We start from the raw sequence: 25,627 nt of genomic DNA, 5'->3' as shown, positions 1-25,627 counted from the left end.
ACTGGATTTCTGGAGAGGGGTCGCCTTAATTCTTGGCAGAGCGTCAGACGCGTTCTCCAGGCCCCCCAACTGCGAGATATTTTTCCGCCGGGCGACCGGATCCCCGGTATGGTTTCGGAGCTATTCGACGCCGATCGCTGGGAGCAGATCGACTCTGTTGACTTCTCGGACATCACGTATCACCGGGCAACCGACGTCGGCGCTGTCCGGATCGCCCTCGACAGGCCGGACGTTCGCAACGCCTTCCGTCCCGAAACGGTCGACGAACTCTCCGCCGCGCTTGACCATGCCAAGCGCCAGACTGACGTCGGCTGTGTCCTTCTGACCGGCAACGGCCCGTCCTCGAAGGACGGCGGCTGGGCCTTTTCGGCCGGGGGCGACCAGTCGATCCGCGGCGATGCTGGCTACGAATATGAAGACGAGGACGCAGACGGCGAAGGGGACGGCCCACGCCTGCACATTCTGGAAGTCCAGCGCCAGATCCGCCACATGCCAAAACCCGTGATCGCGGTCGTCCCCGGATGGGCCGTCGGCGGTGGCCACTCCCTGCACGTGATCTGTGATCTCACGCTCGCCAGCGAGGAACATGCGAAATTCCTCCAGACTGATCCCGACGTGGGGAGTTTCGACGGTGGCTTCGGCTCGGCATATCTCGCCCGCCAGATCGGCCAGAAAAAGGCCCGCGAGGTGTTCTTCCTCGGGAAGACCTACGATGCTGAGGAGGCCGAAGAGATGGGCATGGTCAACGAAGCCGTCCCCCACGAGGAACTGGAGGAGACTGCCCTAGAGTGGGCCGCACGGATCAACGGCAAATCCCCGACGGCGATGCGGATGCTCAAGTACGCCTTCAATCTCCCCGAAGACGGGATGGTCGGTCAGCAGGTTTTCTCCGGCGAGGCGACCCGCCTCGCATACATGACCGACGAAGCTCACGAAGGTCGAGACGCCTTCAACGAAGGCCGGGAGCCCAATTTCGACGACTACCCCTGGCACTACTGAGACCACCTTTTTACTGCGGTGCCTTTCCTCGGCCGCCCTCAGCGGCCTGCGGGAAGGCACCTTGCAAAAAGCTGGACCAAAAACTCCTGCTGGCTCGCTGCACTCGCCAGCAGTGGTTTAGTAAGCGACTACGAACGAGACCTCATCAGAGCGAAAATATCACGGTGAACCAACTTACCTGGTTCGGGGTAATTCAAGAGTGTGTATTTACACCGGCTCGACCGGCTTGCTCCGGTACCTTAACACGGATCCAGCCCCGAACTGATCGTAATGAGTACGGCAGCGGCAGACGTTTCGAAGACGAAAGCGTGGCTGATGGCCGCGCGGCCACAGACGCTTCCGGCGGGGTCAGCGCCGGTGATCGTCGGCGTCGGGCTAGCGGTCCACGAAAACGTTCTTGCGCCACTCCCTGCGCTTGCAGCCTTCGTCGGCGCACTCCTCATTCAAATCGGGACGAACTTCGCCAACGACTATTTTGACGCCGTGAAAGGAACGGATACCGCCGATCGTGAAGGGTTCACTCGCGTCACCGCTGGCGGATTGATCCCTCCGAGACAGGTCAAAGCCGCCATGGCGGGGACCTACACGCTCGCGCTACTCGTTGGCCTCTATCTCGTCGCTATTGGTGGCGTCCCAATTCTCGTTATCGGCCTCTCGAGTATCGTCGCCGGATTGCTGTACACGGGCGGGCCGTATCCCTACGGCTACTACGGCCTTGGCGACCTGTTCGTGTTCGTCTACTTCGGCGTGATCGCAGTGACGGGTACGTACTACGTCCAGGCTGTTGCCACTCTCGATGTTGGGCTGTTCCCGACGTGGCTGCCCGGGGGAACCGTCCCGAGCGCGGTCGTCATCGCCAGTCTGGCAGCCGCAGGGCTCTCGACGGCCATCCTCGTCGTGAACAACATTCGAGATATCGAGAGCGATCGCGAGGCGGGTAAGCGAACGCTGGCTGTACTGCTGGGATACCGATGGAGTCGCCTCGAATACGTGGCCCTGGTCGCGCTGGCGTATCTCGTCCCGGTTGTCCTGTGGCAGCGTGCCGACTTCGGCCTGTTCGTCCTGCTGCCGCTGGTGACGATTCCGCTGGCAATCTCGGTCACGCGGACGGTCCTGACCGAACAGAGCGGCGAAGCGTTGAACCCGGCGCTTGAACGCACTGGCCAACTGATGGCTGCTCACGGACTGCTGTTCACGGTCGGACTGGCGCTTCCGACGGTGATCTGATGAAGATAGCACCGTTCAACCTCCCGCTCGCGTCCCCACTCAGAACGGCCACCGGCCCGATCGAGTCCCGTGACGGCTTTCTGGTCGTCGTCGAACGCGATGGCGTCCGTGGCGTCGGCGAGGCGACGCCGCTTCCGGGCTGGACGGAATCGCTCGATGCGTGTCAGGAAACGCTTCGGGCAGTCGCCGACGGCGATCGAGCGCCGGCGTCTGTCGATCCCGTCGAGACACCAGCGGCCAGACACGGCATTGCACTGGCTGAAGCCGACGCTGCTGCTCGGGACGCAGGCGTCTCCTTGGCGCGGTGGCTTGCGGCCGACACCGCTACCGTCGCCGACTCGGTCCCGGTCAACGCGACGATCGGTGACGCCGACCCGGACGCAACTGCCCAGGCAGCCACGGCAGCCGTCGAGGCCGGCTTCGAGTGTCTGAAAGTCAAAGTCGGTGCCAGACCACTCGCGGATGATCTCGAGAGACTGCGAGCGATCCGGCGCAGAGAACGTGAGGCTTCGATTCGTCTCGACGCCAACGGCAGTTGGACTCGTGCAGACGCTGAGGACGCCCTGGAAGGTATCACCGACCTGCACGTCAGTCTCATCGAACAACCACTGCCTCCGGACAATCTTGACGGGCATGCCGAACTTCGAGATCACGGCGTCGACATTGCCCTTGACGAATCACTCAGAGAGCGTGGAATCGACGCAATCAGAAGTGCCGACGCCGCAGACGTAGTCGTCCTCAAGCCGATGGTACTCGGTGGCCTCGACCAGGCCGCGGCCGTGGCACGGACAGCACGCAAGCATGCGATCGAACCGATCGTAACGACAACGATCGACGGTGCCGTTGCTCGGACGGCAGCGCTCCATCTGGCTGCAAGCCTCGGGATCGATCGTGCCTGTGGGTTGGCGACCGGCGATCTGTTGGTTGAAGACCTCGGTAAGGACCCAGCACCCGTGCGAGAGGGCCGAATGGGCGTCCCGGTGGCACCGGGGATCGGTGTGAGCCTTGATCGTCCGGACGGCGGGCCTGTAAGTTGGTGAGAATCGGGGGGCCACTCAAGTAGGGGCCGGGCCGAATTTTCCCCAATGCGAACACTCGACGCCTGGCCCCAGATCGATCCGTTGACCGCCAGAGCGAGTTCGACGCCCGATCGCACGGCGGTCGTCGAGGCGGAAACGGGGGCCACCTGGACCTACGAGGAGCTGTTCGACGAGGCCGATCGACTCGCGGGTCGGCTTCAGGCGGCCTGTGATGGACGCCCCCAGCGAGTGGGGATCGCCATGGAGACCAGTATCCATTTCGTCAGGGCGACCCACGCCGCCTGGCGACTGGGCGCAGCGGTCGTCCCCCTCGACGTCCGCGAGCCGGTCGACCAACTGGAGACACTCGCCACCAAAGCCGAAGTAGATGCTGTCCTCTGTACCGAACAGACGGCGGAGGCGGTCAGCGATCTCGCCGACGTTGCGCTGTTCAGTGTCGATACATCCCCTACCGAGGCAGTACCGACGCTCCCATCAGCGACTGGCGGCATCACACCCAGGGCACGATATCCCTCCGAGACCCACCTCGTGATGTTTACCTCTGGATCGACGGGCGAACCGGCGGGCGTGCAACTCACGCTCACGAATCTATTTGCAAGCGCGATCGCCTCGGCGTTCAGACTCGGAGTCACTCGATCCGATCGGTGGCTCGTCTCGATCCCGATGGCCCACATGGGCGGGTTCGCTCCACTCGTCAGATCGACACTCTATGGCACGTCGGTGATCCTCCAGCGTGAATTCGAGCCAGCTCGGACCGCCGCAGCGATGGCCGACTACGACGTGACGGGCGTCTCGTTTGTCCCGACGATGCTGTCGCGACTGCTCGATGCCGGTTGGGACCGGCCGGACTCGCTTCGGTTCGTGTTGCTTGGCGGCGCGTCAGCGTCCCGGGATCTGATCGACCGTTGTGAGCGGGAGAACGTTCCCGTCTACCCTACCTACGGCATGACCGAAACGGCGTCACAGGTCGCCACCGCAACCCCCAGCCAGTCCTTCGACAATCCCGGGACAGTCGGCCAGCCACTGTTGTTTACGCAGGTGGCCGTCATCGACGACGGCGAGTCAGTCCCGCCCGGAGCGACCGGCGAGATCGTCATCGAGGGGCCGACAGTCACTCCGGGCTATCTCGACGACGAGGAAACCGAGGCGGTGTTCGACCAACGCGGCCTCCACACCGGCGACCTTGGCTATCGCGACGAGGACGGCCGTCTGTACGTTGTCGGGCGACAGGACGATCGCATCGTCACAGGCGGTGAAAACGTCGAGCCAGGGGAGGTCGTCAACGTACTCGAATCCCGTACTGATGTCGCCGAAGCGGTGGTCGTGGGGGTGCCGGACGACGACTGGGGCGAGCGTGTCGCCGCACTGGTCGTGCCAAACGGGAGTGCAGAGCTATCGACCGAAACGATCGAAAGGACCTGTCGGGACGAATTGGCACCCTACAAGGTCCCCAAGTCGATCGAAATTGGCGAAGCCATTCCACGGACCGTCTCGGGCACCGTCGATCGGGCAGCTGTCGTCGAGAAAATCCGGCACAGCTGAACAGTCGAGAATTTTACGCCGGTCCAGACCGAATCCAACCGCGTGTGTACGCTGGTCCTCGCCTGGCAGGTCTTCGCCGACGTGCCAGTTGCAGTCGCCGCGAACCGCGACGAAGCCACTGACCGTCCCGCCCAGCCCCCGACCGTCTGGGGGACAAACCCGGCGATACTCGCACCGCGTGACGAGTCAGCGGGCGGCACGTGGTTCGGATACAACGAGCACGGCGTCCTTGCCGCGATCACGAACCGCTGGCTCGACGATGGGCCACCCGCTGAGCGCTCACGTGGATTGCTGGTCAAGGACGCCCTCGACACCGAAACCGCCGAGAAGGCGGCTCGAACGGTCGAACGCGCTGTCGATCGAACCAGTTACGATGGGTTCAATCTCGTCGTGGCTGACGACCGAGCGGCGCTACTGCTCGAATGGGACGGATCGCTCTCGGTCAGGACCCTCGACCCTGGTGTCCACGTCGTGGTCAACGTCGGGGCTGACGGTCGCTACCAGATACCGGCATTTCGGGCGACATCTGGGCGTGAACAGGCCGAAAACGCGAATAAGCTACAAACAGCATTGCAACCAACCCCCGGCGAGTCCGGCGACGAATGGCTCGATCGAGCAGCGAGCGTCATCGCCGATCACGAGTACGGCGTCTGCGTGCATGGGGACGGGTTTGGCACACGTTCGTCGTCATTGGTACAACTCGGTGACGGCGGGCGGACGTACTGGTATGCCGGCGGGCCGCCCTGTGAGACCGAATACCAACGTGTCGAAGGTCAAGTTTAAGCGGCAACCTGCCCCAAGTGTGTGTATGAGCGCCGAGTCGGAACTGGACCTCTCAGAGGACGAACGCCGGGGCCTCGAACTCGTCCGAGAGTCCGGTGGTATCCATCAGAGTGACTTCTGGAAAGAACTGGACGTGAGTTCACGCAAGGGATCGCGCATCGTCGACTCCCTGGCCGAGCAAGACCTCATCAACCGCAATGAGGCGGTCTACGAGGGACACAACACGTACTTGCTAACACCAACCGCGAAGGACCTCGATTTCTCGCTGTTGATGGCCGGCGACATGCTCTCGCCGTTCGTCGGCGACGAAGAGGTCAACATGCACAGCGACCAGTTCACGCAATGGTTGATGAACCTCGCTTACGAGGAATGACCGCCGAGACTCCGGCAGGGTATCTGACGAGAGTGGTGCGTGGCCGAATCCCCGATCAGCGACACGCGACTGACCTGGCGATTTCGATCAACGGATCGGCTGAGAGGCCGGTTCCAGCGACAGAATAGCGAGCGTCCGCACACGTCCAGGAGATACGGAGTTCCGTCCCGATGTTCCGAAGCGTTGCGGTTTCAGAGCCAATGGACACATTCCGGCCCTCCGTGTGGGGCTGGTACCAGGTTAGATTGCTTTTCGAGACGGCCACGGTCGCCGTCTCGTTTGCGTATCGCAGGCCAATACTCCGGACGTTCCCGACTGTTCGGGTCGTCTCACGAAGGTCGAACGAATCCGGGAGTATCGGCTCCGGGACGGAGTAGTTGGCGACGGCCTGTAGCTGTGCGATATCGACGAACTGCTGCTGTGTTGGCGTCTCGTTGGTTTTGACAGTCCCATTGGGTGGCAGATCGAACTGGAAACGCTCGTCGGACAGTCCGGGGTTGAACGTGACGTTCTCGTAGCTGACCGTGATCTTGACAGGGGTCCCGTCACGATGATATTCAGTCGTTCGCTTCAGCGGCACGTACCACTCCTGATCGAGCCAGACCGTCTGTGAGAAGTTCGACACCACCCCGGCCGCGTTCGCCGTCGATCGAAGGGACAGGACGTACGTATCCCGGCCGGCGACGGTCGCCGTCCCAGTGTACGCGACAGTAATTTGCCCAGCAATGCCCCTGGTGGTCCCATCACGCTCGCTAGCGACGGGGACGACAGGGAGCGGATCAACACTCCCCGCCGTCACCGGTCCATCTGCCGCTCTCACGACGGCAAGCAACCGAGCAATCCGATCGCCGCTCGACGAGCGGTCTGTCTGTGAAATGTCGATCTGTATCGCCGTTTGTGCATCATCGTCGTACAGCCATAGACTGCTCCCATTTGCCACTTTCCGTTCAGGCCACTGGGGATCATCGTGGATATCCTCGATACGATACTGACCAGTGCCCGGTCGTAACCAGACGCGTTCGACCGACTCACTCGTCGTGTTGCCTCGCTTGTATACCGTCTTTCGGACGCCAACGAGTCCATTGACACTGCCTCGCTGCTGTTGGACATCGTCGAACGATGGGGTGGAATCGGGTGGTTCAGCCGCGACCCAGACGCCGATCGCAAGACTCCCAAGAAGGACCACGCCGATCACCACAGCGATCAGAATCGTGGACCTCGAACGCAGTCTATCCATCCAACTGTTCGGGAACACCATCGAGACGATGATAGCTGTTTCGGTCGCCCCACAGCACAACGTCGACGAGGCGCGACGCGAACTTATTCTTCGAGGGCGTCCGCGATCCGTTCGAGTTCGCGTCGTACGTCGTGGACTTCGTCACGAAGCTTTCGCATCTCGCGGGAGAGTTCCTCGTTGCCGCTGTCGCTCTCCTCGCCCTCCGGTCCCATCTGGCCTGGACCGCGGCCACCCGGACCGCCCGGGCCGCCACCCATCATCCCACTCATCATCTGTGCAAACGGATTGCCACCGCCGCCCATGCCCGGACCGCCACCCATGGCCTCCTCCATGCGCTCGCGGCGATCTTCCATGTCTCGGTCCTCTCCCTCTTCGGCGCGTTCCTGACGGATCTCCTCGACGCGCTCGCGGAACGATTGTTCGTCCTCGTCGCCGTTAGCGTCTTCCGCTGGTTCGCCCTGCTCGCGTTCGTTGTCGTCTGCCATGTGGCTGAGAAACGTCGCGCGGTGGAAAAGCGTTCCGAACAATTCAGGATTCGAACCGACGACGGACGAGTACAGAGAGACCGATCCCGACCAACCCGAGCACGACGAGGTTGAACACCGTCCTGAAGATCGAGTCGTATTCCCTGGCGACCCAGGTGTCGATCGCGCCCATTGCACTCGTGTACGCCCCGAAGACGGCGATGATACCGAGCAACGCGAGGACGGAAAGCGCGCCGAGTTCGAGATACTCGACGATCTTGCTAGTCCGTTCGTCGGGCAATGGCTGCCTGGCTTTGTCTTCGGTCGTTTCGCGGTCAGTGTCTTGTCCCCCCTCGTCGTCGGTACCGTCAGGTTCGCCGATTGATTCTGTTGTCATTGGTCACCTCCGTATCGCCGCGAGACGAGAGCGATGCCAGCCATGGCAAGCAGGGCCGAAAGTGGCCCCAATCCCGGTCCGGACACTGTTGTGTGTCGGGACGGACTGTCCGAGTCACCCACGTCCTCGGCCTCGGTGAAGTCCGAAGCCTCGAATGGGACACTCTCGAAAGTGGTGTCGGCTTCAATCTCCCGCTCCGGGTCCAGATCCGCGATCGAGGACGCGGAACTGACGACCACGCCGTCGTGTTTCAGGATTGCATCCAGATGATACCCGTAGCCGCTGGGAACTGTCAGTCCTGCGTCCGGCGCGACAGTCTGTCCGGAGTCGAGTCGATCGACATCGATCGTTGCCCGATCCGCGATGACGTTCGAATCCGACTGCCGAGCGACCACCTCCAGGGTCGCGCCCTCGGCTGGCTCGACACCTTTGTTCCAGAGCCGTGTCCGAACGGCCAGGCTTGTCTGGTCGTCCCCAGCCGATTCGATCGTGTAGTCGATAGTCGGGATCGACGTCTCAAAGCGCTTGAAATCGATCGTCGTCGGGGAGAGTCCCGCGACGCCGCTGATCGATCCACGCTCGACGCCGATTCGTTCACCGTCGCTGTAGAGGATCGCCACGAGGTCGTACCCGCCCTCGCGAGCGACCGTCAGATTCGCTCTCGCCCGATGTTCGCGATCGCCGACGATCTCGGCGACCTGCGTCGACGTTTCAGCGGCGACCAGCCCGGATTCGGCGTCGATGGCCCGAACAGTGAGCGAGATGTTTTCGGCTGGCCCACCCCGATGATCGAGTGCCACCCCGAACTGGACGGTCACGGCGTTACCGGTGACTGTCCCCGGGGCGACAGTCACCTCTTCGATGCCGATGCTACTGGGATCGGTCGTCTCGTGTGTTGCAACTGCCCCTGGAACGAGGAGGAACGTGGCTACAGCGAGGACCGACAGGAGCGCAATCGCGGCGGCGAGATACCCCTCACGTCGCATACTGTCCGGAGCGTCGGTGGCCAATAAGTGTTTTTTGGTACGTATTTACACTGTTGGATTATGTCCGGCGGCGACTCGACAGCCCTCACTCGAAGGATCCGAGACTGGCCTGGACGTCCTGATCCGATGCTGTCGAGGTGACCTCATAGCCCACGATATCGCGCATGTCAACAGCATAGACGGTGCCGTGTCGCTGCAGGACGAGCAATCGCCCCTTCGTGCCACGAACGGTGCCCGTCAACAGCGTCTCCGCAATGGGCTGGGCTGAAAGTTCCAGCCCGTACTCGAAGACGAACCGGTCCCGAATATCGAATTCAGCAAGAAGCTGTTCCCAGACATCTCGATCGACAGTTCGATGGAGACCGGATCGTTTGCGATCGACGCGAACGCTATCGCCGACTGTCTCGGCGATGTCTGCTTCGATCTGGCGGGCGATCCGGCCGTTCTCGACAGTCCGAACGTGTGCCCCACGTTCGGCCCCCTGTTCGCGAAGCCGGGTTTCGAGCCGCCAGGACCGCGTCACACCGACCTTGAACACGTCCGGGGCAAAGGCCGCCAGATAGATCGCGTGTTCCTCGCGACAACTTTCAAGCGGGAGATCACAGTCGCCCCGACAGCGCGCACAGGGCCACCGATCGGTATGGTGCGGGCAGTATGGGGTCTCCGGTGCCTCGCAGGCCAGGTGACCGCCGTCGTCGATCGTCCCGGCACAATGGCGCGTCTCAAGCGTGTACGCGAGGTCACGTCCGGTATCGAGTGACTCCCGGCGGATCGATCCGTCCTCACCGACGATGAGGGCGGGACTGCCGTCCCCGACGTCAGTTTCGTACCCGACAACTTGCACGCGATCCCCTTGGAGAAGGGTGTTCTTAGCGTTGCCGGGACAGTAACGGAGTGACGAACGACATATATGCAGGTGCCTGCAACGAAGCGGCATGAAACGTACTGCGACGCGACGTGGGGTACTCGCGGCATGTGGCGTGGCGTTGGCGGGGTGTGGGAGTTCGACGGATGCCGTGACGACCGTCTCGATCGACAGTCCCGTCACCAATGCACCGATCCCGTCGAATCCCGACGAGTACACGTACGCTATGATGGGGTCCGGCGACGCGCCAGTGACCGTTACGTACATCGGCAACTGGAAGTGTCCCTACTGTGCGGATTTCTCGACTGGCTCGCTGGGCACGCTCGTTTCCGATTACGTCGAACCGGGTTCGATCGACCTGCGGTATAGAACGCTCTCTTACACGTCACGCGGCCCGTTCCTCGGTCCCGACGCACCGCGGGCGGCACGAGCAGGGCTGGCAGTCTGGCATACCGACCCGGACCGGTACTGGACGTTCCACGAACACGTCATGCGGTCACAGCCACCCGAGAGCGAGCAGTGGGCGACGACTGACAAGCTGGTACGATTTGCCAAAGAGGCCGGCGTCGACGACTCGGAATCGATCAGAACGGCACTGGAGGACGGCGAGTACGATCAGGCAGTTCGAAAGACGACGCAGGCTGCCTCAGACGCCGGTGTTCGTGGGACGCCTGCGATCGTCGTCGGCGGCCAGGCAGTCAACGCACTCCAGACCGACCAGGTTCGCTCGCTGATCGACGAAGCGATCGAAACCAGCTAACCGCCTGAATCCGAGAGAGATACATGAACGAACGACCACCGGTCACGGTGCTGCGCCTCGGACATCGACCTGGTCGCGACGAACGGACGACGACACACGTCGGGCTAACGGCACGAGCATTGGGTGCCGACCGACTCATCCTCGAAGACGTCGCGGCAGGCCGCCGGGACACAGTTGCGGATATCACCGATCGCTTCGGTGGCCCCTTCGAGGTAACGGTGACGGACGCACCACTCGGCCAGATACGCAACTGGGACGGGGCGATCGCCCACCTCACGATGTACGGCGAGCCAGTACAGGCTGTCACCGAAGATATCCAGGCCCGTCACCACGACGGGCCGCTGCTGGTCGTCGTCGGTGCCGAGAAGGTGCCCTTCGAAGTGTACGAGCACGCCGATTGGAATGTGGGCGTGACCAACCAGCCCCACTCCGAGATCGCCGCGCTGGCTGTCTTTCTCGACCGATTGTTCGAGGGGCGCGAACTCGACCGCGAGTTCGAAGACGCCGAGAAGCGTGTGATCCCCAAAGAGACTGGCAAGCGGGTCGTCGACTCGAAGGCCGACCCACAGGAGTGATGTCGCCACCGGCGGTTCGGTGAATTTAAACGACTCACGGCCCCAGGGGCACACAATGGCTTTTGAGGAATACCTTGAGGATCCCGTCATCCAGAAATACCTCCACGAGCTGGTGGGACCGAAGGGCATGCCCGTCGCCGCTGCGCCGCCCGAGGGCGAGGTGACCGACGAGGAACTCGCCGAGGAACTCGGGTTGGAACTCAACGACGTCCGCCGAGCGCTGTTCATTCTCTACGAGAACGACCTGGCGAGTTATCGCCGGCTTCGGGACGAAGACTCGGGGTGGCTGACTTACCTCTGGACGTTCGAGTACGACAACATCCCCGAGCAACTCGAAGGTGAGATGTACGAACTCTACGAGGGACTGACCGATCGACGCGAGTACGAACTCGATCACCAGTTCTACCTGTGTGAGGCCTGTGGTATCCGCTTCGAGTTCGAGGAGGCGATGGACTTCGACTTCGAGTGTCCCGACTGTGGGTCACAACTGGAGTCCATGGAGAATACGGCGCTGGTTGATGCGATGGACGACCGCATCGACGCGCTCGTCGACGAACTCAACATCGACGTCAACGCCTGATGGTCGTTCTCGCTACCAAGTGCTACGTCGAGGGAGAGGCCCGCGAGCGAACGCTCGATTCGCTCGAATCGCTGTTGGCGGACGATCTCGGTGAACTGGACGTAACCTACGATGTCGGTGTCCGTGACGACGATTTCCCGTCGGTAACGATCAGCGGCGACGACGCCACGGTCGCCCGGAACGTCCTGGCCGACCGCTGGGGCGCGATCACGCCCCATCTCGAGGCCGGCGATGAATACATCGGGACGCTCGAAGCCTGGGACGACGAGGGCTTCGTGCTTGATGCCGGCCGGACGGTCCGAATTCCAACCGATAGCATCGGTCTCGGCCAGGGGACCCCAGCACAGCTCCGGACGCGGTTCGGCCTCGTCCAACATCTCCCGATACGGTTCGTCTACGAGGGCGACACCGACGACGGCACCGCAGTCGGCCGTCTGGCAGATGCCGAGCGCGATCGCCTCTTTGCGTGGACGCGGGGCGAAGGACGGGTCACCGTCAATAGTGCCACGCGGGCGGAAGTGCGCGCGACGGTCAACCGCGCTGGCCACGCCGAAGACATTGTCACCGTCGAGCGACTGGGACTACTCGAACAGAGTATCGTCTGCCGGGAGGAGACAGATCCGCCGGGGTTACTTGCCAGTATCGGGCAGTATCTCCCATCAGAACTACTAGCCATCGTGCCATGACCGGGCGGCGACGTCTCGCACTCGCGGTTGTCGGCCTGTTCGTGCTACTCGCGATTTCGGGCTGTCTCTCGCCAGTCAGCGACGCCGATCTGGAGGAGAACGCGACCTACGACTGGGAGACGAACGCATCAGCGACCTATCACATCTACACGAACAACTACACGGCGGTACTGGACGTGAACAACCGCTCGTCGATCGAGTTGTTCCTCGAAGACGCCTTCGGCTCGAATCAGGCGTTGCCGATCTCCGCACTGAAGTTTCGCTATCCGAACGGGACCGTCGTCAACAATTCGGCTTTCGCAGTCGAGACAGGTCGATCGAAGGTGACGCTCGAGCCCCCGGCACGGAACGGGACTGCGGCGTTCACCGTCGCCCGTTCGGGTCCCGATGTCCGGACGCCTGTCGTCGTTTCCGGGTCCCACGAGGTTCACCTCCCACCGGGACGGGCAATCGCGCTTCCGTTCGTCTCGCGTGCCGTCCCCGGAAACTACACCACGCGGACGGCAGACGAACGCGTCGTCGTCAGGTGGGAATCGGTCGATCGGGACACGATCCTCGTGTCGTTCTATCGGAACCGTGACGTGTTGCTATTTGGCGGCCTGGGCGGGATCGTGCTGACGATTGGCCTGGTCGGCCTGGCGTACTATCGTCGACAGATTTCGAAGCTCGAAGGCCAGCGGGAGGAGCTAGGGCTCGATGTCGACACCGAGGACGACCCCCGGGATCGTGGGCCGCCGCCGGGGATGGGCTAGCTGACACGGAAGGAAACCGTTCTCGTGAGTGCGTCACTGCTATGTCCCCCAGGGCCCGAGAGAGCGTATGCGCGTGGCGCTGGTCACGATCGGTGACGAGTTGCTGGCCGGGGAGACGGTCAACACGAACGCCGCCTGGCTCGGCCGCCAGCTGGCCGACCGTGGCGTCCGGCTCGAACGGGTGACAGTCATTCGCGATCAGATCGACGAAATCGCCACCGTCGTCGATGACTACCGCAGACGCTACGACGCCGTAATTACGACCGGAGGCGTCGGCCCGACACACGACGACGTGACGATGGATGCCGTGGCTGAGACGTTCGGGGTCGACCTCGAAGCGAGCCAGGACGCACTGGAGTGGATCGAATCCCACCACGGCTACGCCCGTGACGATCTCACGGAGGGGACCGCCAAGATACCCGAGGGGGCGCGGATGATTCGAAACCACGAGGGAGTCGCGCCCGGGTGCGTGCTGGCGAACGTCTACGTCCTGCCGGGCGTGCCCGAAGAAATGAAGGCGATGTTTGCAGAAGTCGCCGAGGAGTTCGCCGGCGAAACGATCCACGTCGAAACGGTCTACGCAGCCGAACCCGAAAGCGCACTCCTCGATCGCATCGAAACCGCAGGCAAACGATTCGACGTGACGATCGGGAGTTATCCCGGTGAGACCGTTCGGCTCAAACTCTCCGGCCCAGACAAAACGGAAGTCGAGGCGGCCGCCGCGTGGCTTCGCGAACGCGTCGACCGCCCGGAAGACCAGGCGTGACCGCACACCCAGGCTCAGCGTGCGAGGTGCCGCCACCAGGCCAAGGCGAGAACGATACTGCCGATAGTGACGATAGCCCCGGCCGCATTGATCACCGCCGCATCGACGCCGGCCGCCAATGGAACGAACATATATTGGTGATTGGTACCGTCGGGCTTAAATCATCGTCCCGCAGAAATCAGTGCCACCGGCGCAGTTTGGGTGGCGGCAGAGAGCAGTTGCGTACGACCGTCATCGACCCGGGCTTTTGAAGTGTCTCAATCGCCTACCTCGGGATAACGAATGAGCGAGGATTTCTACGACGTACTGGGGGTCTCACGGGACGCGAGCGACGAGGACATCCAAGAAGCCTATCGCGAGAAGGCACGCGAGTATCACCCCGACGTCAGTGACGATCCGGACGCCGAAGAGAAGTTCAAGCAAGTCAAGAAAGCCAAAGAAGTCCTGACCGATGACGAAAAGCGCCAGGCCTACGACCGCCTGGGCCACGATCGTTTCGAGCAAGCCGAAAAGCGTGGTGGCTTCGACGATAGCGGTCGTGGCGGGGGGCGCGCCGGTGGACAGCGACGCGCCGGCGGTGACCCCTTTGGCGGTGGCGGGCCCTTTGGCGATATGGGTGACATCTTCGACCAGTTCTTCGGTGGCGGTGGTCGCCGCCAATCGAACCGGCCACAGCAGGGTCAAGACCTCAAAACCAGATTGACGATCGATCTCGAAGATGCCCACGAGGGTGTCGAAAAACAGTTTAGCGTCACGCGCCCGGAGACGTGTTCAGATTGTGGCGGCAGCGGGCACCCGCCGAGTGCGGACAGTCGAGACTGCCCCGAATGTGAGGGGCGTGGCCAGGTAACTCGCGTCCAGCGGACGCCGATGGGTCGCGTCCAACAGACGACAACCTGTCCGCGCTGTGACGGTGAAGGATCACTCCACACCGAAACGTGTTCGACTTGTAGTGGCAATGGCCAGGTCCGCAACGAAGCAACACTCTCCGTTGAAGTGCCGGCCGGGATCCAAGCTGGCCAGTCCCTTCGTATGGACCGGGAGGGTGCGCCCGGTGAGAACAACGGCCCGAACGGCGACCTGCTGATCGAAATAGAAATCGAAGATCACGAAGAATTCGAACGCGATGGGGCGGACCTGCATCACACGGCACCGATCACGTTCCCGCAGGCCGCCCTCGGCGATACGATCGAAGTGCCGACCCTGGACGGCCCCGTCGAACTCGACGTGCCGGCGGGAACCCAGAGCGGCGAGACGTTCCGCCTGCAAGACAAAGGCATGCCGCGACTGCGCCGGCGCGGTCACGGCGACTTACTCGTGACAGCCCAGGTGTATACGCCCGAATCGCTCTCCGACGAACAGCGCGATGCACTCGAACAGTTTGCCGAGGCCAGCGGCGAAGAGATCGACGTCGAGCAGGGCTTTTTCGACCGGCTGAAAAGTTCGTTGTAACCGCGACGAGCTTACAAAACAGCGAGGATCGGACGAACCCCGTCGCGTGTCATAGAATCGTGCACTGCCGAGCCACTGCAGGATGGCCCGGGGAGAAATGTCTGGAGAGTAGGGTTCGGAGAACAAGGGAAGAGATAGCGTCTGTAGTCAATACTGAAACTTCGTTTCGTGACGTAATTTGGACGGCTTCGCTGTACGGACGCGCTTGCGAGAATGTCGAAAAAGGACAATAGTTTTATATATCTAAGTTGTGTTTTTTATTATATGGCCCACAGTCCTGAGAAAGTAGAAGAATTCGTCTGTACGAACTGTCACGTGACGCATGCTGGAACGCCAGTTCATGAGTCACCGGCCAATCACAATTTCGAGGCTCCGGAATCGTGCGGTGCCTGTGGTGAAACAGAGTTTATCCGAACTGAGAATTGGGTGCACTTTCACGAGTGACTGCTGAATTCTGTCAAGAAACAGCTCACGAACGTGGAGAAGACGTGATTCGGATACTCGTTCCCCGATGACTCAGCGACTGGTCACACAGCGACAAATCAGACAGTCCCAGATACGCGCCCTCCATCTTGGACAGAGATCTCGACAAGACTTGGACAAATAGACTGAGGGACGCGTTCTATACCACGCCACACTCGAGCAAGACCTGAGAGACTCTTACTCGACGGTAACGGTCTCGGTCGTGACGATATCCCGGGAAGAGCGACCAACCGACACCGTATAGTCGCCGTCTTCGACCGTCCAGGCTGCCTCGTCTTCGTCGTAGTAGGCGAAGTCACGCTCTTCGATCGAGAGCGTGACTGTCTGGGCCTCGCCGGCAGCAAGTTCGACCGACTCGAAGGCAGCCAGCTCTTTGGGCGGGCGTTCGACCGATGGGTCATCCTGGCCGAGATACGCCTGGACGACCTCGTAGCCGTCGCGGTCGCCGACGTTCTCGACGGTGACCTCCACCGTCGCTTCGGGGCCGTCACCTGCCTCAACGGTCACCTCGTCGTACTCGAAGTCAGTGTAGCTCAGGCCATGGCCGAACGGGAACAGCGGCTCGATGTCCTCGGCGTCGAAGTGTCGGTAGCCGACGAAAATTCCCTCGGAGTATTCCGCATCCATTTCGATACCGGGGTGTTGCCGGCGGGTGTTCACGGAGTAATCGCCGGGGCGCTCGCCGAACGTGACCGGCAGTCGACCGGACGGTTCGGCATCGCCGAACAGGAGCGACGCGATGACGCGACCGTCCTCCTGGCCGGGGTACCAGGCTTCGACGATGGCCTCGACCTCGTCGGACCAGGGCATTTCGACGGGGCCTGCCGTCCGAAGGACGACGACTGTTTCCTCGGCGGCCTCAGCAACCGTCGAGACGAGTTCGTCCTGATTGTTCGGCAGCGACAGCGGGCGGTCGAAGTCCTCCGTCGCGGCGTCTTGAACTACGAGGACAGCGACATCAGCGTCCTTGGCAGCCTCGACTGCCGGGCCCATCGGGGGGTCTGCAGGGTCGTCGTCGTCACCGAACACCGAGTCGACGACGGTCTCCGCAGAGAGGTTCCAGACGGTGACGTCCCGGTCGTCGCCGCCCTGGACAGGTGGGCCACCGCGCTCGAAGGTCACGTCGACGTCACCGCTGACGCGGTACTTGATGCCGTCGAGCGGCCCGATCTTCGAGGAGGGATCGACCTCGGAACTGCCGCCGCCACCGACCTTCGGTTCGTCGGCGTGCGGGCCGATCAACGCGAGCTCGTCGAGGTCATCGGTCGAGAGTGGCAACATGTCGTCCTCGTTTTGCAGGAGGACGGTCCCACGCTGGGCGACGTCACGGGATCGTTCGTGGTGGGCCGGGGTGTCGATCTCACCGTCCGGCTGTTCGCCGTCGAGTAGACCGAACCGATCCATCTGCCCGAGGATTCGGCGGACCTTCTCGTCGAGGACCGACTCGTCGATCCGACCATCTTCGACTGCCTCCAGAAGGTCGCCGTCGAACTTCTCTGAGCGATGTACTCGGCACTCGCTCGATTCGAGGCCGACGATCGAGGTGATCAGTTCCGTCGCATCGTCCTGAGAGAACCAGTCGAACGTCGAGAAAGTGTTGATCGCCCGATAGAGGACGTTCCTGTCGGTTGCCATCTCAGCGATCGTGGCCCCCGGCATATCGAGATCGAGTCCCGCCCTGGCGGCCGCGGGACCATCCGTCGTCGCCCACCAGTCCGAGACGACAAAGCCGTCGAACCCGAACTCGTCTTTGAGAATGTTAGTAAGCAGTCGCCGATTCTCGGTCGCGTGAGTGCCATTAACGTGATTGTAGGCAGCCATGATCGAGGCGACGTCGGCCTCTTTGACGACGGCCTCGAAGGCGCGCAGATAGAGTTCCCGGAGCGCCCGGTCGCCGACGTTGGCGTTCATTTCCATCCGAGCAGTCTCCTGGTTGTTCGCCACGTAGTGTTTCCCACAGGCAGCGACGTCGCCTGCTTGGATTCCCTCGACGGACCCGACTGCGATCCGACTGTTCAGGTGCGGGTCTTCGGAGTAGTATTCGAAGAGGCGACCACACTGGGGCACCCGCATGATGTTGAATCCGGGAGCCAACAGCACATCTTGATCCAGTGCGCGCGCTTCGGCCGCCATCGTCTCGCCCATCTCTCGGGCGAGGTCCGGATCCCAGGCCGAGGCCAGCGCGACCGACGCCGGAAACGCAGTCGCCGCCGTTCCATCACCGGCACGGACGCCCAGCGGCCCGTCGATCAACGACAGTGACGGAATGTCGAGTCGTTCGTTCGGCGGGACGTATCCCGTCGCGATCCCATCCGGATCGACGTCCCCGTGGACGATGTCGATCTTCTCTTCGAGCGTCAGTCGATTCACCAGGTTCTCGACCCGATCACTGGCCACGTCAGTGCCCGAGTCAGCGGTCATCTGTTCGGATGTCATGATGTATGTCTCTCGATCGTTGCTAGACCCCGCGTCACGGGTGCCCATCGAGCAGATCCGCAACGAGTGCCAAACGGCCAAGCCGCCCGGTCGATGTAACCCGCGACGAGCAGCCAGTCTACACGTGTGGGTCAGCGTCGATCCGAACGTTATCCTCTACCGTAATAACCGTTGCTGAAAAGATGCATCATAGATTTCAACGAGAGGTGGACGCTCTCTCCTGCCAGCAGGTCGGCTCAGTCGACGACCTGCCAGAGGTACAGCGATGCGACAGACCGATACGGGCGCCACACTTCGGCGTGATCGACCATCGCAGAGCGCGTCATCTCGTTCCCATACACTGTCTGCATCCCGCGTCGGATGCCGAGGTCTTCGACCGGGAAGACATCCTCTCGACCAAGCGCGAACATGCAGAACATCTTCGCTGTCCAGGGTCCGATTCCGGAAATTTCGGTCAGTTCGTCGATCACCGCCTCGTCGGATCGTTCGGCGAACGCCTCGCGCGAATAGTCACGGTCGGCGAACGCTTTCCCGAGGTTGCGGATCGTCTCCGCTTTCCGTTCGGACACACCGACTTCCCGTAGCTCTTCGACGGGTGCGTTCCGTAAGGCCGTCGGCGTCACCTCGAAGTGGTCAAAGAGCGCTTCCTCAATCGCGTCGGCGGCGGCAATCGCCAGTTGTTGACGGACCACTGAAATGACGATACGCTCGAAGGGGTCCGCGGCCGGTTCGATAGAGAGTTCGCCATGCTCGTCCACGAGCGCTGCCATCGCCGGATCGTCCCGGAGTGAATCATATGGGTCCGCCATGGACAATCGGCAAATTCTGGGCCGAAAAAGATTGTGGTCAGTCGTCGTCCTCGCCGGCGACAGGTGCTTCTAGCGTCGCCGTCCCGTCGATGGGTTCGGCAGGGACGCCGGCGACTGTCTCACCCGCGGGTACGTCCTCGATGACTGTCGCCCCTGCGCCGACTGTGGCGTTCTCGCCGATCGTGATATTGCCGATCAACGTCGCGTTGACGCCCAATGTTGCGCCGTCTTCGACGGTCGGATGGCGCTTGGTCCGCCGCATTGAGTTGCCGCCCAGCGTCACGCCGTGATACATCATCACGTCGTCACCGATATCGGCCGTCTCACCGATTACGACGCCCATGCCGTGGTCAATGAACACCCGGTCGCCGATATCGGCAGCCGGATGGATTTCGACGCCAGTCAGGAGCCTGCTCAAATGGGAGATGAGGCGGGCCGTGAGTCGATACCCGTCCCCCCACAGGACGTGTGCCACACGATACAGCCAGACCGCGTGCAGGCCGGGATAGGTGAGAAATACTTCCAGTGTGGATTGAGCCGCCGGATCCTTTGCCTTCGCTGTACGAACGTCCTCGCGGATGTGCTCAAACATGGATAGGGGCTGAAGCGGGTCGCCGTCCGTGCTGGGTGGTCCAGTGAAGAACACCGGCCGGACAGTCGACCGTGTATATACCGGCTAGCCGACTCTCGTATTTAAACCCGTTCGATCAACGCGAGTGCGATGTAACTGCGTAAATTGACGAATTGTTGTCGGAAGCGAAGTTTAAACAGCCTGCCAGTCGTCTTCCCGAACGAACGTATGACCATCAACGATATCGACACGATTGCGGTACTGGGTGCGGGAACGATGGGCCACGGCATCGCGCAAGTCGCGTCTCTGTCGGGCTACCAGGTCCGGTTGCGCGACATCAACGAGGACCTTGTCCAGAACGGCTACGACCAGATTGACTCGAGCCTGGCGAAGATGGCCGATCGGGAGTACATCACCGAGGCCGACGCCGACGCGGCACGCGACCGGATCGATCCGGTCGTCCCGGTCGAGGACGCTGTCAGTGACGCCGACGTCGTCATTGAGGCCGTCCCGGAAGACATGGACATCAAGGAAGCCGTCTACACTGAAGTCGACGAATACGCGCCCGAACAGGCGATTTATGGCACGAACACCTCCAGCCTCTCGATTACCGATCTCTCGGAGTTGACCGATCGTCCGGGCCAGTTCTGCGGGATGCACTTCTTCAATCCACCGACCCGGATGGATCTCGTCGAGGTCATTCGCGGGGCCCACACCGACGACGAGATCCTCGACACAGTCGAGGCACTTGCCGAGGATCTCGGGAAAACGCCCGTCCGGGTGCAAAAGGACAGTCCGGGCTTCATCGTCAACCGGATCCTCATCCCGATGCTCAACGAGGCTGCCTGGCTAGTCGAGGAGGGGGTTGCAACCGTCGAGGAAGTCGATTCGACCGCGACGGCATCGATCGGCCTGCCGATGGGTGCCTTCGAGTTGAGCGACACGATCGGTAACGACGTCACGTTGCACATCATGGACTATCTCCACGAGGTCCTGGGCGACGCCTACGAACCGGCCCCCTTGCTCGAGACAGCCGTCGATGACGATCGTCTCGGCCGCAAGACCGGCGAGGGCTTCTACGATTACGACGACGGCACGGATTATGAGGGAGCCCCCGTCAGTACAGAAGTCGAACACCACCTACTGGGTGTGATGGCCAACGAGACGGCGAACCTGCTTGCAGACGACGTCGCCACGATCGAGGCGATCGACCAGGCGATGCAGCTGGGCGCTGGTTTTCCCGAAGGGGCAGTCACCCTGGCGGATGCGGCCGGGCTGGAAACGCTCGTCGAGACACTCGATGCAGCCTACGAGGAGTCCGGGGCCGAGCGGTACAACGTAGCCGATTATCTGCGGACCGCAGCCGACGCCGGAGGGTTCACTGACCGATGAGCGACTACGAAACACTACTGGTCGACCGCGAGGACGGGATCGGCCGACTCACGATCGATCGACCCGAGCGGATGAACGCGATCAGCCCGACCCTCCTCGAGGAACTCGCTGACGCGATCGAAACCCTCGACGATGACGACGCGGTTCGCGTGGTGGTTCTCGCAGGCGCAGGCGATCGCGCATTCTCGGCAGGCGCAGACCTCTCCTCGATCACCGAGGGGAACGCGGTCGACGTCGCGGAACTCTCCCAGAAGGGCCAGGAAATATTCGGCGCGGTCAAGGAGAGTTCGATGCCAGTCCTCGCGGCAATCGACGGCTTCTGTCTCGGCGGTGGCATGGAACTGGCGACCCACGCCGATCTCCGGATTGCCACGAGTGACGCTCGCTTCGGACAGACCGAACACAATCTCGGGCTGATGCCCGGGTGGGGCGGGACCCAGCGTCTCCAGCGGATCGTCGGCGAAGGCCGGGCCAAGGAGATCATCTTCACGGCCGACCACTTCGACGCCGAATCGATGGCCGAGTACGGGTTCGTCAACGAGGTCCACGATCCCGACGAGTTCGAGGCGCGGGTCGACGAACTCGCGGCCGACCTCGCAGCGGGGCCACCGATCGCCCAGGGACTGACCAAGCGTGCGATGCACAAGGGCCAGGACGATATCGAGGCCGGGCTTGAAATCGAATCACGCGCCTTCGGGTTGCTCCGGGACACGGACGACCTCATGGAAGGAATCGACGCGTTCCAGGAAGATCGCGAACCCACGTTCGACGGAAGATAAACACCAGATCCTGGGGCGACTGGGTTTTGCAACGGCGAGTGTTCGGATCGGTCGATTGCCGATCGATGGCTCGCCAACACCGACCGGGCACAGTAGAGAACGAACTGATCTCGCGTCTACCAGAGCCTGATCAGGCGTCAACCGCGTCACGAATCTCTGTCGCCAGGTCGGCATATCGTTCGGTACCAGTCCCCTTCTGGACGTAGCCGGTGACTGACTGCTCACCGAGTTCGGCTTCGATCTGCTGACGGTCACGACCGGTGAAAAAGAAGAACGGAACGTCCGGATCAACCTCCCGGACAGACTGGAAAAACTCGACGCCAGTCATCTCGGGCATGCTGTAGTCACTGATCACACAATCGACGCGCTCTGGCTGCTCTTGGACTGTTTCGAGCGCTGTCGCTGTCTCAGTCACTGGCAGTACGTCCAGTGCTTCGTCTTCCCGTTCGAGAAACGTGGCCGTGATGTCGAGGATGTCCTGATCCTCGTCGACCAGCAAGACTGTGATCGTCTCCGTCATTTGGATACGTAGAGATTGGGCCTTCCCTCCCTTGAACGTTGAGTTAGTTTTGGGCATAGCTGGACACACCAAGTCACAACAGTACACTTCGTAGCCATTTGTCGGCACAAGTGCTCATCGCCAACAGGTATTCGTCGGTACTAGCCAGATCTGTCTGGTAGATGTATCCACCCGAGTCACAGCTACTGAGACGACGGTCAGACTCACCCCGATTCGGTCGGCGGATGGACAAACAAGCTGTCGAGGATAAGTGAGGCGCAGACGATCGAAGCCAGCATGAGCGCATTATCGGTCGACGCCCACACGCCGTTTGAAACGGCGAAGATCCCGATAAACGCGAGCGGCAACCCGACGAGCACGGCATCAGTTCGCGTGCCAGCCCGGAGCCTCGACCGCAGTCGTTCGATCGGCAGCATGTACTGACCACCTCAACACCGGAGACACAAAAAAGTAATTAGATATAATTACGCACAGTAGCCAGCGTCGGTAGTGAAAGCAACTCGTCGCCGGCCCCGCGAAAATGCCGAGGTCGACCCATTTCGGGGCAGAAAATCTCTCCGTATGTGGCCCCAAGAGCAAACAAGACGGCCCTCACTGGCCCATTCCAGAGCAGTCTCCCCGAAATTGTCACAGAACCTGCCTCCAAGGCGGCTCTTTAGGTGCCACCCATCGAAGTGTGGGCATGACTAAACGCATCTGTATCGTTGGCGGCGGGATCGCCGGGGCTGGGGCGGCCCACGCACTCGATGACGCCGACACGACAGTCTACGAAATGGACACTGTTGGAGGTCGCATGGCGAGTCGACGCCGGAACGGCTGTATCTTCGACTTCGGTGCGAACTACCTCGAAGTCGGGGACGAGAACTTACAATCCGTCATCGAGACGGCAGCAAGCGATGTCCTCGTCGAGATTGAGACTCCAGTCTGGCGCTTCGACGCCGACGGGGAGATCGCCCCCGGACAGACGCCGCAGAATCCACGCTGGACGACGCGTGACGGCCTCGATGGGATCGTCCGTGGCATGATCGAAGAAAGTGAAGCGGATCTCGAAGTCGGCGTCGGGGTCACCCGACTCGAGCGACTCTCGGACGGCTGGCGAGTGACGACCGAAGACGGCGAAGAGGACTTCGATGCAGTCGTCTTGGCAGTACCGGGCGCATCGGCCTCAGTGCTGTTCGAGACGGCCGATTGGGACGATCCGCTCCGGGGTCGATTAGCGACGACCGCAGACGAGATTCCCTACCGGACGATGGATACCGTTGCGTTGCACTATCCGTTCGAGGTCGATACCGAATTCTTCGGTCTCGTCAGCGAGGAGGGTGTCTACGACGTCGCATGGGTCTCGAACGAAGGGCACAAGCCGGGCCACGTGCCAGACGGCGAAGGAATGGTCATCGTCCAGTTCGGCCCGGGGTGGGCGGTGACCCATCCCCAGACGTCACCGGCCGCCGCCGCCGAGATCGCGAGTCAGCGTGCGGTGGAACTGCTCGATGACGACCGACTCGACGAGCCGACCTGGTGGGAGTACCAGCGATGGGGAGCAGCGGTCCCGACTCGTGGACCGGACGAATCGCTGGTCGAGGACGCTCTCGACGCGGATCTTGCACTCGCTGGCGACTGGGTCGAAGGCATCGGGCGGACGCGGGCCGCTCTCCGGAGTGGCCTCAAAGCCGGTCGCGCGCTCCAGTGACGAACTGAGACGTCCAAAACTATCTTGGTTTCCGGGCTGTCACCCACCGAATGGCATGTCGGACTTCGAAACGTACACCTGCAACGGCTGTGGCGAATCGTTCAAGGCACACCCCGATTCGAACGCTGCCGAACGGGGCTACTGCAGTCCAGCGTGTGCGAACGCGGCGTAGCCGTCCGATCGGACGGTCGCCAAGATTTTCTGTCGAGCCCAGCTTATGACCCCCGGAACGGATCCGGGTCTCGGCGTGTATTGAATGGGAGGCTTTGGTCGGCTATTCATGGGTGATTCAGGCCGGTTACCAGGGACACGTCGCCAGAACGACGGCGATCGACGAAAATGGCGAGGTCCTCCGCCCGGTGACCCCGGAACACAGACCTGCCATGCCCTGGGAAACGGTTGTCGAGGCACTCGAATAAGTGGAGCGTCTGTTAGGGATGTCGTCTGCACGCGGCTTTACGTGACCGACATCGACGACTGAGAAGCGACCGGATGCAACAGTGAGGACAAGAGCGGGTATTAAATGATGATGGGTCAACTGACAGATGAAATTCAAACGGTTCAAGCAAAAACAGAGACTTCTAAAACAGTGGCGGAGTTGCGTCTGCTTGAGAAAGTTTAAGAATTTCTTCACCGTACCTTGTAGTATCTGTTTCCCATTCTTGAGCTTCATCGCTTACAACTACTGACAAACCTGACGGATTAATAGAAACACCTTGAATTTCTATCTCATTCCAAGTATGATGGTAGTCACCATGGACAATCCGTTCTTCCGGGTCTGCGTCACCAGTTGGGTTCAAAAACACTGTACACTGCTCTGTAGGTGAGCCATTAGTAACTATAGTTAGGTCTTCGTCATATACATCAAACGCTAACCCTCCGGTTGAATAGGACCCATCTCGATAATTTATATTTTCGGAGGTCTCTGTGGCCTCTGAGAGATCATTAGTGATTAATTCCCAATGCGGGTCATGGTAACCAAATCCAGCGAGATCAACCGGAGGTTCTCCCTGTGTGTCATGTATTAGATCGCCGTCTTCAATATATTTCATATCGAGTGACGCAGCATATGTCTCTCCATAATCCGAGAGATCTTTCGGGCCTACTAAAGAAATATGGATATCCAAATCCTTCTTATTTGCTAAGTGGTCAGGCTCAATAATATTAGTGACCCCATCGGGATGATCTTCTGGGTAGCTGTAAACAGCGTCGCCTACAGAGTAACCCTGATTCACAAGATAGCTTCTCCACTCCTCAATTGAGCCTCCTTGGTCCCTAATTTCAAACGCATTATTTAGGTCTTCTTTGAATTCACTCAGTGTGTGACTTTGTGATCCACTCGCAATGCCAGCCACAGTTAGGCTTCCGCCTATTACAGTGGCTGGGCCTTGTTTAGATGCTTAATTTCCACGGGTAGAGGCGTCAAGCGCTAGTTCGACGTTTCTGACGGCACATTTCAGCAC

At 61.2% G+C, this 25,627-nt stretch carries 25 protein-coding genes and 1 pseudogene; 15 read left to right on the top strand and 11 right to left on the bottom strand.

Features of this window, described 5'->3' with window-relative positions; genetic code table 11:
• Positions 1-108: 108 nt before the first annotated feature.
• The 6 genes from HZR20_RS12775 (at position 109) to HZR20_RS12750 (ending at position 5,964) form a co-directional block, all read left to right on the top strand.
• Positions 109-999: a 1,4-dihydroxy-2-naphthoyl-CoA synthase gene (locus HZR20_RS12775; RefSeq protein ID WP_181687128.1), complete on the top strand. Its 891-nt coding sequence runs from the start codon at positions 109-111 to the stop codon at positions 997-999.
• A 270-nt stretch (positions 1,000-1,269) separates the two neighbouring features.
• Positions 1,270-2,226 (top strand): 1,4-dihydroxy-2-naphthoate polyprenyltransferase, encoded by a 957-nt coding sequence (locus tag HZR20_RS12770; RefSeq protein ID WP_181687127.1) that lies wholly within the window; start codon positions 1,270-1,272, stop codon positions 2,224-2,226.
• Positions 2,226-3,266: a mandelate racemase/muconate lactonizing enzyme family protein gene (locus tag HZR20_RS12765; protein ID WP_181687126.1), complete on the top strand. Its 1,041-nt coding sequence runs from the start codon at positions 2,226-2,228 to the stop codon at positions 3,264-3,266. The genes HZR20_RS12770 and HZR20_RS12765 overlap by 1 nt, the downstream gene beginning before the upstream one ends.
• Positions 3,267-3,311: 45 nt before the next feature.
• On the top strand, positions 3,312-4,808 hold the full coding sequence (gene menE / locus HZR20_RS12760) for an o-succinylbenzoate--CoA ligase (protein ID WP_181687125.1): 1,497 nt from the start codon (positions 3,312-3,314) through the stop codon (positions 4,806-4,808).
• A gap of 42 nt (positions 4,809-4,850) precedes the next feature.
• On the top strand, positions 4,851-5,591 hold the full coding sequence (locus tag HZR20_RS12755; protein WP_181687124.1) for an NRDE family protein: 741 nt from the start codon (positions 4,851-4,853) through the stop codon (positions 5,589-5,591).
• Between the two features lie 25 nt (positions 5,592-5,616).
• Entirely contained in the window at positions 5,617-5,964 is a 348-nt protein-coding gene (locus HZR20_RS12750; protein ID WP_181687123.1) for a helix-turn-helix transcriptional regulator, read from the top strand.
• Positions 5,965-6,019: 55 nt separating this feature from the next.
• Here the strand turns inward: HZR20_RS12750 and HZR20_RS12745 are convergent, their stop codons facing one another.
• The 5 genes from HZR20_RS12745 to HZR20_RS12725 all read right to left on the bottom strand — a co-directional run bounded on the left by HZR20_RS12745 (position 6,020) and on the right by HZR20_RS12725 (position 9,892).
• Positions 6,020-7,150 (bottom strand): outer membrane lipoprotein carrier protein LolA, encoded by a 1,131-nt coding sequence (locus HZR20_RS12745; RefSeq protein WP_309484935.1) that lies wholly within the window; start codon positions 7,148-7,150, stop codon positions 6,020-6,022.
• Between the two features lie 134 nt (positions 7,151-7,284).
• Positions 7,285-7,686, bottom strand: a complete 402-nt coding sequence (locus HZR20_RS12740; protein ID WP_181687121.1) for a hypothetical protein — start codon at positions 7,684-7,686, stop codon at positions 7,285-7,287.
• A gap of 43 nt (positions 7,687-7,729) precedes the next feature.
• Positions 7,730-8,062, bottom strand: a complete 333-nt coding sequence (locus HZR20_RS12735) for a hypothetical protein (protein WP_181687120.1) — start codon at positions 8,060-8,062, stop codon at positions 7,730-7,732.
• Positions 8,059-9,048, bottom strand: coding sequence for a DUF7490 domain-containing protein (locus HZR20_RS12730; RefSeq protein WP_181687119.1), 990 nt, complete (start codon positions 9,046-9,048; stop codon positions 8,059-8,061). Before HZR20_RS12730 ends, HZR20_RS12735 begins: the two co-directional genes overlap by 4 nt.
• Before the next feature lie 85 nt (positions 9,049-9,133).
• Positions 9,134-9,892, bottom strand: coding sequence for a DUF2797 domain-containing protein (locus HZR20_RS12725; protein ID WP_309484934.1), 759 nt, complete (start codon positions 9,890-9,892; stop codon positions 9,134-9,136).
• Positions 9,893-9,983: 91 nt separating this feature from the next.
• Between HZR20_RS12725 and HZR20_RS12720 the strand changes: the two genes are divergently transcribed.
• The 7 genes from HZR20_RS12720 (at position 9,984) to dnaJ (ending at position 15,484) form a co-directional block, all read left to right on the top strand.
• Positions 9,984-10,673, top strand: coding sequence for a DsbA family protein (locus HZR20_RS12720; RefSeq protein ID WP_181687117.1), 690 nt, complete (start codon positions 9,984-9,986; stop codon positions 10,671-10,673).
• 23 nt (positions 10,674-10,696) lie between these two features.
• Positions 10,697-11,248 carry a tRNA (cytidine(56)-2'-O)-methyltransferase gene (locus HZR20_RS12715; protein WP_181687116.1) on the top strand — a complete coding sequence of 184 codons (552 nt, stop codon included), beginning with the start codon at positions 10,697-10,699 and terminating at the stop codon, positions 11,246-11,248.
• A 55-nt stretch (positions 11,249-11,303) separates the two neighbouring features.
• The gene (locus tag HZR20_RS12710) at positions 11,304-11,828 is read left to right on the top strand and encodes a transcription factor (protein ID WP_181687115.1); all 525 of its coding nucleotides are present in this window, start codon (positions 11,304-11,306) and stop codon (positions 11,826-11,828) included.
• Complete coding sequence (locus HZR20_RS12705) at positions 11,828-12,514, top strand: DUF2110 family protein (RefSeq protein WP_181687114.1); 687 nt, start codon at positions 11,828-11,830, stop codon at positions 12,512-12,514. The genes HZR20_RS12710 and HZR20_RS12705 overlap by 1 nt, the downstream gene beginning before the upstream one ends.
• Positions 12,511-13,266: a DUF5803 family protein gene (locus tag HZR20_RS12700; protein ID WP_181687113.1), complete on the top strand. Its 756-nt coding sequence runs from the start codon at positions 12,511-12,513 to the stop codon at positions 13,264-13,266. Before HZR20_RS12705 ends, HZR20_RS12700 begins: the two co-directional genes overlap by 4 nt.
• Before the next feature lie 67 nt (positions 13,267-13,333).
• Entirely contained in the window at positions 13,334-14,032 is a 699-nt protein-coding gene (locus HZR20_RS12695) for a competence/damage-inducible protein A (RefSeq protein ID WP_181687112.1), read from the top strand.
• Positions 14,033-14,314: 282 nt separating this feature from the next.
• On the top strand, positions 14,315-15,484 hold the full coding sequence (gene dnaJ, locus HZR20_RS12690) for a molecular chaperone DnaJ (protein ID WP_181687111.1): 1,170 nt from the start codon (positions 14,315-14,317) through the stop codon (positions 15,482-15,484).
• 660 nt (positions 15,485-16,144) lie between these two features.
• Here dnaJ and HZR20_RS12685 read toward each other — a convergent pair.
• The 3 genes from HZR20_RS12685 to cysE all read right to left on the bottom strand — a co-directional run bounded on the left by HZR20_RS12685 (position 16,145) and on the right by cysE (position 19,804).
• Complete coding sequence (locus tag HZR20_RS12685) at positions 16,145-18,403, bottom strand: beta-glucosidase (RefSeq protein ID WP_258560445.1); 2,259 nt, start codon at positions 18,401-18,403, stop codon at positions 16,145-16,147.
• A gap of 236 nt (positions 18,404-18,639) precedes the next feature.
• The gene (locus HZR20_RS12680; RefSeq protein WP_181687110.1) at positions 18,640-19,212 is read right to left on the bottom strand and encodes a DNA-3-methyladenine glycosylase family protein; all 573 of its coding nucleotides are present in this window, start codon (positions 19,210-19,212) and stop codon (positions 18,640-18,642) included.
• Positions 19,213-19,249: 37 nt separating this feature from the next.
• Positions 19,250-19,804: a serine O-acetyltransferase gene (gene cysE, locus HZR20_RS12675; protein ID WP_181687109.1), complete on the bottom strand. Its 555-nt coding sequence runs from the start codon at positions 19,802-19,804 to the stop codon at positions 19,250-19,252.
• Positions 19,805-20,011: 207 nt separating this feature from the next.
• Here cysE and HZR20_RS12670 point away from each other — a divergent pair.
• Positions 20,012-21,954, top strand: a pseudogene (locus tag HZR20_RS12670) (3-hydroxyacyl-CoA dehydrogenase NAD-binding domain-containing protein).
• 130 nt (positions 21,955-22,084) lie between these two features.
• Here the strand turns inward: HZR20_RS12670 and HZR20_RS12665 are convergent.
• Both HZR20_RS12665 and HZR20_RS12660 read right to left on the bottom strand, forming a co-directional pair.
• The gene (locus HZR20_RS12665) at positions 22,085-22,474 is read right to left on the bottom strand and encodes a response regulator (protein ID WP_181687108.1); all 390 of its coding nucleotides are present in this window, start codon (positions 22,472-22,474) and stop codon (positions 22,085-22,087) included.
• A 203-nt stretch (positions 22,475-22,677) separates the two neighbouring features.
• Positions 22,678-22,890, bottom strand: a complete 213-nt coding sequence (locus HZR20_RS12660) for a hypothetical protein (protein ID WP_181687107.1) — start codon at positions 22,888-22,890, stop codon at positions 22,678-22,680.
• A 266-nt stretch (positions 22,891-23,156) separates the two neighbouring features.
• Here HZR20_RS12660 and HZR20_RS12655 point away from each other — a divergent pair, with 266 nt between their 5' ends.
• Positions 23,157-24,164, top strand: coding sequence for an NAD(P)/FAD-dependent oxidoreductase (locus HZR20_RS12655; protein WP_181687106.1), 1,008 nt, complete (start codon positions 23,157-23,159; stop codon positions 24,162-24,164).
• A 581-nt stretch (positions 24,165-24,745) separates the two neighbouring features.
• Here HZR20_RS12655 and HZR20_RS12650 read toward each other — a convergent pair.
• Positions 24,746-25,519 (bottom strand): hypothetical protein, encoded by a 774-nt coding sequence (locus HZR20_RS12650; protein ID WP_181687105.1) that lies wholly within the window; start codon positions 25,517-25,519, stop codon positions 24,746-24,748.
• Between the last annotated feature and the right edge of the window lie 108 nt (positions 25,520-25,627).

Origin of the sequence: Halorhabdus salina (assembly GCF_013839425.1) — an archaeon.
Taxonomy (GTDB): Archaea; Halobacteriota; Halobacteria; order Halobacteriales; family Haloarculaceae; genus Halorhabdus; species Halorhabdus salina.
The sequence above is the reverse complement of the archived record's forward strand: the minus strand, read 5'-3'. Positions and strand labels throughout refer to the sequence as shown.